Source organism: Leisingera coralii (genome assembly GCF_049056525.1).
GTDB lineage: Bacteria > Pseudomonadota > Alphaproteobacteria > Rhodobacterales > Rhodobacteraceae > Leisingera > Leisingera coralii.
Genome location: NZ_JBHUPT010000052.1, coordinates 1 through 12,233 on the forward strand (window position 1 = coordinate 1; position 12,233 = coordinate 12,233).

Sequence of the window (12,233 nt, forward strand, 5' to 3'; positions counted from 1 at the left end):
GCGCGCGATCAACCAGGGCACCCGGCTGGCCGCGGCGCTCTGACAGGCAGGCAAGACCCTCCCGCCTGCGGCCCCGGGTCCTGACGGACTCGGCCGCAGTTGGGCCCGGCGCCGCGCCGGCGGCGCGGCGGATGGCACCGCGCCTGCGCGGTGCCGCGCCCAACGGGCGTGGAGCATTTTCAATGCTCCAAAGCCGGGCGGGAGCCGCCCGCGGGTGCTAACGCGCCGGGTAGCACATTGTCACCACCGGGTGGCCGCTGGCCTGGTCCATGGCCTCTCCGGTCTCTGCAAAACCGTAGGCCCGGTAGAACCGGCGTCCGGCCAAGTTGTCGCGGAACACTTCCAGCTGAAGCTGCTGGCGCAGGTCAACCGCGTGATCCATCAGCGCGCGGCCGTGCCCGCGGCCCTGCCAGGCCGGGCGGACAAAGAAACCGCCCACCACATCGCCGATCAGGGCGATGAAGCCAACGGCTTGCCCCGCCTCCTCGGCCACCCAGGTTTCTGCCATCGGCAAGTAGATGTCCCGGATCGCGGCTTCCGCTTCCTGCAGGAAGGCCTCACTCAGAAACGGATGCGCTACAGCGCTGGCCTCCCGCCAGATGGAAAGGATCGCCCCGGCATCCCCGGGTTCAAAAGGTCTGATCATTGCTCTGATTGCTCTTTCATGTCTGGCCAGCCCGTCCCGGGCCGCCAAAAGGTAAAACTTGAGAACATCCAAACCCTAAGGGCCCGCCGCCGATCTGGCGCAGGTCTAATCCTGGGGTTCGGGCGGCTGCGGGCCCTTGGCGGCGGCGCAGCCCAAGTTTCAGCGGGACATAAAATCTCCAATAAATCCGGACCTGAGGCTACTGCGCCGGGTGATGCTGATCAATCAGCAAGCCGCTCCGGTTCAGCCATGTGTGGCAATACTGTCCCGCGGCGCCTGCGCCCGGTCCGCCATGCCGTAATCGCGGATCACCCCCGCCACCCGCAGCCGGTAGCCCGCAAAGATCCCGGCCCGCCCCTTGCCCTGCGCGGCACGGTGCTCCGCCAGCTGCCGCCAGCGCTGCACCGCCGCCTCATCCCGCCAGAAGGACAGCGACAGCAGCTTGTCCGGCGCGCTCAGGCTCTGGAACCGTTCCACCGACAGGAACCCGTCCACCTGCTCCAGCAGCGGCCGCAGCTCCGCGGCGATTTCCAGATAGGCCTCTTTCTGCCCGGCGGCGATCTCCACCTCGAAAATCACGGCAATCATCTGCGTCTCCCTTATCCGGCCTGCCCATGCGGGGCCGAGGCCAGCTTCAGCCAGGTCCGGTCCTCGCGCAGCAGGAAGCGCTCGCGCTGCGCAAATTCATAATTCTCGCGCCCCAGCGGATCCGCTGCCAGCCGCGCCCGGTAGGCTTCATACTCCGCCAGGCTCTCCACATTGTAGATCCCGTAGGCCAGCGTCGAGGATCCTTCATGCGGCGCGTAATACCCAACCAGATCCGCCCCGCAGCGCGGGATCGCCTGGCCCCAGTTGCGGGCGTATTGTTCGAACTGCGCCTTCTTGGCGGGGTCGATTTGGTAGCGGATGATGCAAGTCAGCATGATGGGTCCTCTGGTTGTTCAGAACCCCTGCCTAGCCCGCTGCTCCGCCCGGATGCTTCGGCGCAGGCCGAACCGTCACTCCACGTTAATGGTGATCAGCTCCGAGACAATCGGGGTTGAATGCGGCACATGGCCAGCGTCGCCGAGTACCAGCTGCAGCGTGTGGCGGCCCGGGGCCAGCTCCAGCGTCACTTCGGTCTGGCCGCCGCCGAAATGCAGGTGGTTTTCATCCGACGGCAGCCCAAAGGCCAGCTCATCGGCGCCATCCTCGCCCTCACCCAGTGGCGGGCGGTCGATCAGCAGGTGGTGGTGGCCGGTATTCTCCTTCTCCACCCCTGACGGCGCCACCCCCATGCCGGACAGGCCAAAGACCAGCGTCACCGGCGAGGTGACCGTGTCCCCGTCCTGGATATTGGCAAAATAGACCTTGGCCTCCGGGTTCGAGGCGGTCTCCCCGCCAGCCCAGAGCGGAGCCGCCAGGCAGGCAGACAAGGCAGCCGCAATCAGCAGTTTCATATCCGGTCCTCCAGAAATTTGCTCAACCAGCAAGACAAAGCTAGCAGCAGGTCCGGGCCTGGCAATCCTGCCGCCCATGACGAATGCACAAAAAAGCGGCAGCCGCCCGGAAAGCCGCCGCATCTTTCATCCTTACGCTTGCCTGCTGCCCCTGCCAGCGGCAGTGTCACCGCCGGGCAGCGGGGCGGGAGCCAGCCATGGTATTTGCAGTCATTCTGATGGGGCTCACCCCCAGCTTCCTGATGGTCGGGCTGGGCGGCATCGTCCGCAAGCGGCTGGCACCGCAGGCCTGGCAGGGGCTGGACAAGCTGAACTTCGAGGTGCTGTTTCCCGCGCTGCTGTTCTTTGCCGCCAGCGGCCGGCCCATCGCGGTGGCAGATCTGGGCAGAATCGGACCGGCGGTCTGGAGCATCCTGGCCCTGGCCCTGGGGCTGGGCCTGCTGGCGCGCCGCTTCGGCCCGGAGAAGTTCCTCGATTTTGCCGGCGCCTGGCAGACCGCCTGGCGTTTCAACACCGCCATTGCCTTTGTCGCCCTGCCCTCGATCGGCAAGGAGCTGACCGGCCAGATGGCCGTTGCCATCGGCATGGCGGTGCCGGTCGCCAATGTGCTGGCGGTGAGCGCCCTGTCGCGCGGCGGCAGCCTGTCCTTGCGGCAGACCGCGCTGAAGGTTGCGCTGAACCCTTTCCTGCTGGCGTCGGTCGCAGGCGTCGCGGTGGGGCTGTCGGGCTACAAGATTCCCGCGCCGGTCCTGGCCCCGGCGGAGATGCTGGCCCATGCGGCGATTCCCATCGCGCTGCTGTCGATCGGCGCCACGATGAACTGGCAGGCGCTGGCGCGGCTGGATCTGTTCAATGGCTACCTGTGCCTGGTACGGCTGGTGCTGGTGCCAGCTGCAACCCTCGCCGCCTGCCTGCTGCTGCGCACGGATCCCGGCCTTTCCGCGGTTCTGGTGCTGTTTGCCGCCCTGCCCACCGCCTCGGCCGCCCATGTGCTGGCCTCCGCCTTTGGCGCCGACCGCGCGCTCGCCGCCACACTTATTGCCCAATCCACCCTGCTCAGCGCGATCACCCTGCCGCTTTGGATCCTGGTCATCAAGCTCGCGCTTTAAGGTTTTCCTAACTCCGAACCGCGCTGCCAAGCCCCGCTTCCCGGCCGTTTCCACCGCGCAAACGATCCCTGCAAAACCCCGCAATTATCCCACCCCCGCCCCGATCTTGCCCGATTTCACCGGCAACACTGAGGGCAACACGGATACACGAGGATGGGTGAACATGGACCGACTGACCGAGATGGAGGCCTTTGCCAATGTGGTGGACCAGGGCGGGTTCACCGATGCGGCACGCAAGATGGGAATTTCAAAGTCGGCCGTCTCCAAGCATGTCTCCAGCCTGGAGGCCCGCCTGGGCGCGCGGCTCCTGAACCGCACCACCCGCCGGGTGTCGCCGACCGAGATCGGGCTTGCCTATTACGACCGCGCCCGCCGGGTGCTGAACGATGCCGGCGAAGCGGATGCGCTGGTCACCTCGATGCAATCGGCACCCTCGGGCCTGCTGCGGATTTCGGTCGCCACCGATTTCGGCGTCAACCACCTGTCGCCGGTGCTGTCGGACTTCCTGCGCGACTTCCCGGATATCACCGTCAACATGGTGCTGAACAACCGTTATGTGGAACTGATCTCCGAAGGGTTCGACATGGCGGTGCGGATCGGCGAGCTGGAGGACAGTTCCCTGCGCGCCCGAAAGCTGACCGAGACCACCAAGCGGATGATCGCCTCCCCCGCCTATCTGGAGAAATTCGGCCGCCCGCAGAAGATTGACGAGCTGAACAACCACAAGCTGCTGCATTACTCCAGCCAGTCCAGCGGCAACGTCTGGAAGATCACCGCTCCCTCCGGGGAAAAGCGCCAGGTGCGCACCTCCGGCTGGCTGTCGGTGAATGACGGCCAGTCGCTGCTGACCGCGGCCATTTCCGGTCTCGGCATCGCCTATCTGCCCAGCTACCTCTACGCGGAAGCGATGGAGGAAGGGCTGGTCGAGGACGTGATGCCCGGCCTGCCGGTCGAGACCCAGGGCATCTACGCGGTCTACCCGCCCGGCAAGTTCACCCAGCCAAAGGTGCGGGCCTTCATCGATTTCCTGGTCGCAGCCTTTGCCGACCGCGACCCTTCCCATTGGAAAACCTGAACCGGCTCCCCTGAGACCCGGACCAAGACATCCCTCGAAGACCTGCCCCCGCGCCCCTGCGGGGGCTTTTTTCGGCATTTCCCGAAGTGTTCGCCAAAAGCTCAGCGGGCAGGCTCCCGCCCGTCGCAGATCAATCACAGATTGATCCGCTCCCGTTGGGCCCAGCGCCGCGTCCGCGGCGATGGGCCCAAGGCTTGCGGCGGCATCCAAGATGCCGCCGCAAGCTTTGGGCCCAGCGCCGCGTCCGCGGCGATGGGCCCAAGGCTTGCGGCGGCATCCAAGATGCCGCCGCAAGCTTTGGGCCCAGCGCCGCGTCAGCGGCGCTGGGCCCAAGGCTTGCGGCGGCATCTTGGATGCCGCGGCCAAGGCGCGGGAGCACCCCGGCCTGCGGCTTGGCGGTATGATCAGCTCTTGTAGTGCCGCGCCTCCACGTCCAGGCGGCGGCGGATGGCGTGCCATTCCAGCGCGCCCTCATAGCCGTACCAGTCGCTGGCCGCCATATCGCGCAGATGGCGCGTCTGCTCAGCTTCGGGAATGGTGCGCACCTCCACCCCCGGGCAGGCTGCCGCTTTCTGCACCTCCAGCTGCACCGCGCAGGCCTGATCCAGGTAGAAGGAGCGGAAAAAGGCCTCGCCCGCTGTCGCCCCGAACACAAAGGCGCCATGCCAGGCCTCGACCACCGCCTTCTTGCCGCGGCCCGCATCCAGCAGGCCGGTCAGGAAATCGTCGGTGCATTCGAACTCATAGTCGGTGTAGCCCAGCACATCGCCTCCGCCGATCATCAGATAGGCCTGGCTGTAGGGGCCCACACCGCCGGCCTGGGCTGAAACGCCCATGATCGCCTTGGTGTGGATGTGCATGATGCAGTTTTTATCCGGCTCCGCCTGAAAGAACAGCTTGCCGATCTCGGTGGCCGAGGGGTTCGGCTCGCCGTTTTCCGGATTATGGTTCACCCGGTCAAAACCAACCTTGATCAGGTTCGACGCGGTCACCTCCTCATGCATCCAGCCATAGTGATGGGTAATCAGAGCATCCTCGCCGGGCACCCGGATCGCGTGCCACTGGTTGGTTTGATCGGTCATCCGGTATTTCACCAGCGCGTTGTAGATCGCGGCCAGTTCGCAGCGGGCCTCCCATTCGGCGTCCGAGCAATTCGCCGGACGGCCTTGCAGCGGGGTTGGGGTCATGACGGTCATTGGCGTTTCCTTTCCTGTGACTGAAACAACCCTAGCTGCCGGAAACTTGCTTCATTTGCATGTATTCGCCCTATTTTTGCATGTAACTTACCCACATGCCAAAGGTGAGCTTCATCCTGTTTCCCGAGTTCCAGATGCTGGCCTATGTGCTGGCCGCTGAAACTCTGCGTATTGCCAACAAGAATGCCGGCCGCCCGCTCTACACATGGGAGACGCTCAGCGTCACCCAGGCGCCGGTGCCGGCGTCCAGCGGACGGCTGGCCGCGCCGGACCGCAGCGGCTGGGACCTCGGCGAACCGCCCGATCTGGTGCTGCTTTGCGCCGGTTACGATCCATTGCGCCACCTGCCGCAGGGGCTGCGTGCCTATCTGGCACAGGCCCGGCGTGCCGGTGCTACGCTGGGCGGCATCGACACCGGCACCGTAGTGCTGGCCCAGCTTGGCTATCTGGACGGGCATGAAGCGGTGCTGCACCACGAAGCCGAGGCGGGATTCCGCGAGCGCTGGCCCGATATCGAGGTGAGCGACCGGATTTACTGTTTCGGCCGCCGCAGGCTGACGGCCGTGGGCGGCACCGCCACCGGCGACGCCATGCTGGCCTGGGTCTCGGCCACCGGCCCGGAGGGGCTGGCGGCTGCCACCTCGGAGGACATGGCGCACGGCTCCATCCGGCCGCCGGAGGCGCGCCAGCGCCTGCAGCCCTCAGCCGACCCGGTGCTTGGGCAGATGCAGCAGATGATGCTGGACAACTTGCAGACACCTCTGGCGCTGCCAGAGATTGCCAAGCCGCTAGGCCTCAGCCTGAAAGCGCTGCGCCTGCGCTGCAAACGCGGATTGGGCATGACACCGCAGGAGGCCTATCTTCAGCTGCGGCTGCAGCGGGCGCGCGAACTGCTGCAAAGCACCGCCATGCCAGTCACCGAAGTGGCTCTGGCAACCGGGTTCAGCTCCCTGTCCGGCTTTTCCCGCCTGTTCAAGGCCAGATACCAGCGCAGCCCGCGCGACATGCGCCGCCGCTGACGGCTCACCGGGCCAATCCCCCCGGAAACTCTCCCGCCCGCCGCAAGAGCATGTCCCATGCTCCCGCGTCCGTTGGGCCAGGCTAGGGGTCTTGGCAACGCCAAGGCACCTGCGGGGGCGGGAGCGCTTCGGTAAATCCCTGCAACTCCTCGTCAGTCAGCGAGCAGCACCGCTTCCACCCGTCTGTTGGCCTCGCGGCCCTCGGGCAGCAGGTTGCTGGCAATCGGGGCCAGAAACCCGGCGCCGGCAACGTCGATGCGCGCCTCATCGGCCCCATAGGCCTCAGTCAGACGCTCCTTCACCGACTGCGCCCGGCGCTCGGAAATGCCGGCATTCTGCTCCTGCGAGCCGACCGTGTCGGTGTGACCCACCAGCAGCAGCCGGTATTGCGGATTGGCGGCCAGAAAGCCCGCCAGCTGCTTCAGGCTGCCATAGCGCCCCTTCCGCAGCCGGGTGGAGCCGCTCTCGAACACCAGATCGGTCAGCACCGCGTGGCCGCGGACCTCCAGCACCTTGGCCAGCTCCACCGGGCGCACCGGGGCCGGCGCCTCTGCGGCGGGCTTCACCACCGGTGCCTGTGCTGCGGGCGGCTGCACGGTGATCATCTGCACATAAGCCGTGCCGCCTGCCCGCGACACCAGGATCGAGACCGCCTGCCCGTTCTTGGCAGCCGACAGGAAGTGATAGCGGGAGATATCGACCATCATGTCCGGCGCCGGCACCACTTCGATCCCGAAACGGAACCCGAAGCCGCCGCAATCGCGCGCCGCGCAATCCAGCAGCACCTCATAGCCCTGCGCAAGCAGCTGCTCCCGCATTGGCGCCAGGATCTCCAGCACCGTGCTGTTCCCCTCCAGCCGCCAGGTACGGCGCGAGATCCGGCCCTCAAACCGCTGCGACGGCACCTCGTCCGAGGCCTCCAGCCCCACCGGCAACTGATAGACACCCAGCGCCGTGACCCGTTCGGAAACGGCAGCCGCCCCGGACGGCAGGGTCATTTCCACCGCCCCGGCACCCGCCGCCAACAGCACTGCCGCAGCGAAGCCGGCCAGAGCAGTCAGGCGTGTTAGCGGCACTGGCTGTGGTATTCCGGATTGGGCACCATGGCGGTCGCGCTGGCCACCCGGTTGGACATGTTGAAGAACCCGGTGACATTGGCGATGTCCCAGATGTCCCGGTCGCTGAAGCCCGCGTCCCGCAGGCCCTGCCGGTCCGCTTCTTCGATCTCCGCGCTGGCCGTGGTCATCTTGGCGGCGAAGTCCAGCATCGCCCGCTGGCGCGCATCCAGCGGCGCCACCCGGTAGTTCATCACCAGCATCTCGCCCAGCTGCGGATCCCCCGACAGCTGCCGCACCGCCGCGCCATGCGCAACCAGGCAATAGAAACAGCGGTTGATCGAGGAAACCACCACCGCGATCATCTCCCGCTCCAGCTTGCTGAGGCCGCTGTCCGCCAGCATCAGGTCGTTGTACATGCCGGTGAATGCATTGAGCTTATCAATGTCAAAAGCGTTGGCTTTCAGCACATTGGGCACCATACCCAGCTTTTCCTGGCAGATGTCGAAATACTTCTGCGTTTCCGGCGGCAGCGGGTCCACCATCGGCAGGTCGAGGGCTGTGGGCTGGGTCTGGTCAGTCATCGCGGTCAATCGCCTTCCTTCAAAATCCGGTAGTGGTACTGTCCGGTGCAATCCATGCCGAGGGAAGCATAAAGCCCGTTTGCGCCCTCGTTACGTTTCGTACAGAGCACCGCCAGTTCGCTGGCGCCGTTTTCCAGCGCCCAGAACGCGGCCTGGCGCATCATCCAGCCGCCCATGCCGGCCCGGCGCTGATGCGGCAGGATCTCCAGCGCATGCACCATCGCCACCCCGTCATGGACGGCCACGAATCCTGCACCGGCCGGTTTGTCCTTGTGGCGCCCCAGCAGCCCCGTCTTGGGCCCCTGCACCCGCTGCATTACCGCCAGGCGCTCCGGCCCGATACCGGCCTGCGCCCAGATCTCGCGCTGGATCGCCAGCGGCTCCCAGACGCAAAAGGCGGTGACCCGCGGAACCGGGATATCCGTCAGCCGCTCCGCCGGGCAGGTCCACAGGTTGACCGGGTCCTTCACCACGTAGCCGCGCGCCTCCAGCTGCGCGTCCAGCTCCGCCTCGCCGTCGCGGATCATGAACAGGCAGTCCTGCCCCATGGCGCGCACCGCCTCTTCCGCCGCCGCGATCTGCGCGTCTGACACCGGGCCGGAAACCGTTGCCGCCGACACCCGGCTGCCGCCGCCCTGCCCTTCGCGCAGGGTTACGGGACCAAGCTCGCGGAGGGACGCAGGCGGCCAGGTCGCCTCGGTCACGGCATAATAACGGGGGTCGGTGGTCACTGCTCCAGCTCCTTTGCCAGCTCGGTCATCGCCGCGTCGATCCGCACGCCATCGGTGCCGCGGATCACGATATTGGCGCCAAAGGCACCATCCTTCTGAAACGGGTAGCAGCCAACCGACAAGTCCTCATAAGCCTCGGCCAGCAGGCGCAGCGGCCCGGCAATCTCCCCCTCGCCGCGGAACACCCGCAGGGTCTGCGACAACATCGGCTGGCCGCCGGTAAGCGTCGGCATCACACTGGCCACCATCGACTGGAAAATCATCGGCACCCCGGCCAGCACGTGCACGTTGCCAAGGGTGAAGCCCGGCGCCGCCGACACCGGATTGTCGATCAGATCGGCGCCGTCCGGGATCCGCGCCATCCGCAGCCGGGCCTCGTTCATTTCCAGGCCTTGCGTATCGTAATGCGCCTGCAGGATTGCCCGCGCATCGTCGCGCACATCCAGATGCGCGCCAAAGGCCTTGGCGATGCAATCGGCGGTAATGTCATCGTGGGTCGGGCCGATGCCGCCGCTGGTGAAGACATGCTCATAGGCCCCGGCCAGCGCCTTGACCGCGGTGATGATCGCTGCCTCATCGTCACTGACGATGCGGACTTCCTTCAGGTCGATGCCATGCTTGGCCAGCTCACCGGCCAGGTAATGCATGTTGGCATCACGGGTGCGGCCCGACAGGATTTCATCCCCGATCACCAGCATGGCAGCCGTCGGATTGGCCATGATCTTCCTCCCTTGATACCTCGTCTCCGCAGGTATAGGCCCGTTGTCATGCGCTTTGAAACCCCTCTGATCCCCGCCGTGCTGATCCGCCGCTACAAACGCTTCCTTGCCGATTGCCGGCTGGAGGACGGGCAGGAGGTCACAGCCCATTGCGCCAACCCCGGCAGCATGATGGGCCTTGCTGAGCCGGGCATGAAAATCTGGCTGGAGCCGAACGACGATCCGAAGAAAAAGCTGAAATACGGCTGGCGGCTGGTCGAGCATGAGGGCGGCCATTTCACCGGCGTCGACACCTCGGTGCCGAACCGAGCCCTGCGCGCGGCACTGGAGGCCGGAGAGATCGCGGAGCTTGCCGCCTACAAGACCGTTCGGGCAGAAGTGAAATACGGCGGGAACAGCCGCATCGACTTTCTGCTGAGCCAGGACGGCCTGCCCGATTGCTATGTCGAGGTGAAAAGCGTGACGCTCTCGCGCCAGCCGGGCCTGGCGGAATTTCCCGACAGCGTCACCGCGCGCGGCACCAAGCATCTGGGCGAACTCGCCAGCATGGTCGCTCAGGGTCACAGGGCGGTGATGCTGTATCTGGTGCAGCGCACCGATTGCGACCGGTTCCAGCTGGCAGCGGATATCGACCCGGCGTATGCCGATGCCTTCGCCAGCGCACGTGCCGCAGGGGTAGAGAGGCTGGTGCTGAGCACGAGGATCTCACCAGCTGGGGTCGAGGCCGGCGCCCCCATCACCGCCGGGGAGTAAAGGTGAGTGGAACGGCGCATCCGTTCAGGCGGCCTTGCTGGCCTCATCCTCTTGCGCGTCCGGTTCGGCATGCACAATGGTGCGGGTCGGGAAGGGAATATCGACCCCGGCCGCATCCAGCGCCTCTTTCACCTTTCGCTTCATGTCGGCCTGATACTGGAAGTAATCCGCCGCATCGACCCAGACGCGCACCAGGAAATCCACCGAGCTGCTGTTCAGAGCATTGACCTGGATGAACGGCTCCGGGTCGCTGTGCGAGCGGCTGTCGCCCATGATCGTCTCGCGGATCACACGCTCCGCCACCGCCAGGTCGGCACCGTAGCCGACACCAAAGGTCCACTCGGCCCGGCGGGTGTCGAAGGAAGAGTAGTTGGTGATGGTGTTGCCCCAGACCTCGGAGTTGGGAATGATCACCTTCAGATTGCTGAGGCTGGCAATGACCGTGTTGTTCAGGTTGATGTCCTTTACCGTGCCCATCTCGCCGTCGACTTCGATGAAATCGCCCAGCTTGAAGGGGCGGAACAGGATGATCATCACGCCTGCCGCAACATTGGACAGCGCCCCCTGCATCGCCAGGCCGATTGCCAGGCCCGCGGCACCGATGGCCGCGATGATCGAGGTCGTCTGGACACCGAATGTGTTCAGCACGAACAGCACCGCAAAGGCCAACACGGCATAGCGCGCGAGGTTGCCCAGGAAGTGAAACAGGGTCACGTCAAGGTTGGCATGGGTATCGCCCAGCGAGACAATCCGCCGCTTGACCCAGCCCGCCACGATGAAGCCCGCCAGCAGGATCACCACTGCGGCAACTACGCTGCCCAGCAGCTCGGCCAGGAACTCCAGCGTCACCAGGTCGGACAGTGACTTTCCATCGTAAATCTCGGTCTGCATCAGGCTGTTGATACTTTCCATGCCTTTTTGTCTCTCCGTGCTGCCGCAGTTTCCCTTAGTGGGGTCAACGCGAACCGGCGGAAAAAGTTCCCGGATGCCGCCCATGCCCCCTCTGGCCCTTTTGCCGGGAACCCCTTACATAGCTACCCAACGACATCCGATGGAGCTCCGCCTGATGAGATCGAAAGACGGCCGCACAACCAAGGACGGCATCCGCATTCATGAACCCGGCGACTTTGCCGGCATGCACAAGGCGGGGGCGCTTGCCGCGCGCATTCTGGACGACATCGCGGCCCATGTGGTCCCGGGCCAGACCACCGGTGAGCTCGACCGCCTGATCACCCAGATGGTCGAGGACGCGGGCGCCACTTCTGCGACCATCGGTTACAAGGGCTATCAGCACGCCAGCTGCATCTCGGTGAACCACGTGGTTTGCCACGGTATTCCCGGCGACAAGAAGCTGAAGGACGGCGATATCCTCAACATCGACGTGACGGTGATCGTCGACGGCTGGTATGGCGACACCTCGCGCATGTTCGTGGCGGGCAAGCTCAGCCGCAAGGCGGAGCGGCTGATCCAGGTCACCCACGATTCGCTGATGAAAGGCATCGAGGCGGTGAAGCCCGGCAATACCTTCGGCGACATCGGCCACGCAATCCAGACCTACGCCGAAAGCCAGCGGATGAGCGTGGTGCGCGATTTCTGCGGCCACGGCCTGGGCACCGTGTTCCACGCGCCGCCCAACGTGCTGCACTACGGCCGCCCCGGCACCGGACCTGTGCTGGAAGAGGGCATGTTCTTCACCATCGAGCCGATGATCAACCTGGGCCGCCCGGAGACCAAGATCCTGGCCGATGAGTGGACCGCCGTCACCCGCGACAAGTCGTTGTCGGCGCAGTTCGAGCATTCGATTGGGGTAACTGCTGACGGGGCAGAGATTTTCACCCTGTCGCCGACCGGGAAATTCCATCCGACCTACGGGTAAGCCGCTAGGCCACCGGCGGGGGGCGGCCCCC

The 12,233-nt window shown here is 65.5% G+C and carries 15 protein-coding genes; 5 read left to right on the forward strand and 10 right to left on the reverse strand.

Features of this window, described 5'->3' with window-relative positions:
* Positions 1–217: 217 nt before the first annotated feature.
* The 4 genes from ACFMBG_RS16405 to ACFMBG_RS16420 all read right to left on the reverse strand — a co-directional run bounded on the left by ACFMBG_RS16405 (position 218) and on the right by ACFMBG_RS16420 (position 2,085).
* Positions 218–646: a GNAT family N-acetyltransferase gene (locus tag ACFMBG_RS16405; protein WP_421055775.1), complete on the reverse strand. Its 429-nt coding sequence runs from the start codon at positions 644–646 to the stop codon at positions 218–220.
* Between the two features lie 243 nt (positions 647–889).
* Positions 890–1,234 (reverse strand): antibiotic biosynthesis monooxygenase family protein, encoded by a 345-nt coding sequence (locus tag ACFMBG_RS16410; RefSeq protein WP_421055776.1) that lies wholly within the window; start codon positions 1,232–1,234, stop codon positions 890–892.
* A gap of 11 nt (positions 1,235–1,245) precedes the next feature.
* Positions 1,246–1,569 (reverse strand): NIPSNAP family protein, encoded by a 324-nt coding sequence (locus ACFMBG_RS16415; RefSeq protein ID WP_421055777.1) that lies wholly within the window; start codon positions 1,567–1,569, stop codon positions 1,246–1,248.
* Between the two features lie 75 nt (positions 1,570–1,644).
* Positions 1,645–2,085, reverse strand: a complete 441-nt coding sequence (locus ACFMBG_RS16420; RefSeq protein WP_421055778.1) for a DUF4399 domain-containing protein — start codon at positions 2,083–2,085, stop codon at positions 1,645–1,647.
* A 197-nt stretch (positions 2,086–2,282) separates the two neighbouring features.
* Between ACFMBG_RS16420 and ACFMBG_RS16425 the strand changes: the two genes are divergently transcribed.
* Positions 2,283–3,194, forward strand: a complete 912-nt coding sequence (locus ACFMBG_RS16425; RefSeq protein ID WP_421055779.1) for an AEC family transporter — start codon at positions 2,283–2,285, stop codon at positions 3,192–3,194.
* 163 nt (positions 3,195–3,357) lie between these two features.
* Positions 3,358–4,269, forward strand: a complete 912-nt coding sequence (locus ACFMBG_RS16430) for a LysR family transcriptional regulator (RefSeq protein WP_421055780.1) — start codon at positions 3,358–3,360, stop codon at positions 4,267–4,269.
* Between the two features lie 404 nt (positions 4,270–4,673).
* On the opposite strand, the gene ACFMBG_RS16435 is transcribed toward ACFMBG_RS16430, so the two are convergent.
* On the reverse strand, positions 4,674–5,465 hold the full coding sequence (locus ACFMBG_RS16435) for a class II aldolase/adducin family protein (protein WP_421055781.1): 792 nt from the start codon (positions 5,463–5,465) through the stop codon (positions 4,674–4,676).
* A 95-nt stretch (positions 5,466–5,560) separates the two neighbouring features.
* On the opposite strand from ACFMBG_RS16435, the gene ACFMBG_RS16440 reads away from it, so the two are divergent.
* Positions 5,561–6,484, forward strand: coding sequence for a GlxA family transcriptional regulator (locus tag ACFMBG_RS16440; protein ID WP_421055782.1), 924 nt, complete (start codon positions 5,561–5,563; stop codon positions 6,482–6,484).
* A gap of 152 nt (positions 6,485–6,636) precedes the next feature.
* Here ACFMBG_RS16440 and ACFMBG_RS16445 read toward each other — a convergent pair whose 3' ends face one another.
* From ACFMBG_RS16445 to ACFMBG_RS16460, 4 genes are read right to left on the reverse strand one after another with little or no spacing between them, the layout of a single operon-like run.
* The gene (locus ACFMBG_RS16445) at positions 6,637–7,560 is read right to left on the reverse strand and encodes an OmpA family protein (RefSeq protein ID WP_421055783.1); all 924 of its coding nucleotides are present in this window, start codon (positions 7,558–7,560) and stop codon (positions 6,637–6,639) included.
* Entirely contained in the window at positions 7,551–8,123 is a 573-nt protein-coding gene (locus ACFMBG_RS16450) for a peroxidase-related enzyme (RefSeq protein WP_421055784.1), read from the reverse strand. Before ACFMBG_RS16450 ends, ACFMBG_RS16445 begins: the two co-directional genes overlap by 10 nt.
* Positions 8,124–8,128: 5 nt before the next feature.
* Positions 8,129–8,854 (reverse strand): GNAT family N-acetyltransferase, encoded by a 726-nt coding sequence (locus ACFMBG_RS16455; RefSeq protein ID WP_421055785.1) that lies wholly within the window; start codon positions 8,852–8,854, stop codon positions 8,129–8,131.
* Positions 8,851–9,573 (reverse strand): competence/damage-inducible protein A, encoded by a 723-nt coding sequence (locus ACFMBG_RS16460; RefSeq protein WP_421055786.1) that lies wholly within the window; start codon positions 9,571–9,573, stop codon positions 8,851–8,853. Before ACFMBG_RS16460 ends, ACFMBG_RS16455 begins: the two co-directional genes overlap by 4 nt.
* A 48-nt stretch (positions 9,574–9,621) precedes the next feature.
* Here ACFMBG_RS16460 and sfsA point away from each other — a divergent pair, with 48 nt between their 5' ends.
* Entirely contained in the window at positions 9,622–10,326 is a 705-nt protein-coding gene (gene sfsA, locus ACFMBG_RS16465; protein ID WP_421055787.1) for a DNA/RNA nuclease SfsA, read from the forward strand.
* A 24-nt stretch (positions 10,327–10,350) separates the two neighbouring features.
* Here sfsA and ACFMBG_RS16470 read toward each other — a convergent pair whose 3' ends face one another.
* Positions 10,351–11,238, reverse strand: coding sequence for a mechanosensitive ion channel family protein (locus ACFMBG_RS16470; protein WP_421055788.1), 888 nt, complete (start codon positions 11,236–11,238; stop codon positions 10,351–10,353).
* Positions 11,239–11,392: 154 nt separating this feature from the next.
* On the opposite strand from ACFMBG_RS16470, the gene map reads away from it, so the two are divergent.
* Complete coding sequence (gene map, locus ACFMBG_RS16475) at positions 11,393–12,202, forward strand: type I methionyl aminopeptidase (protein WP_421055789.1); 810 nt, start codon at positions 11,393–11,395, stop codon at positions 12,200–12,202.
* Positions 12,203–12,233: the final 31 nt, after the last annotated feature.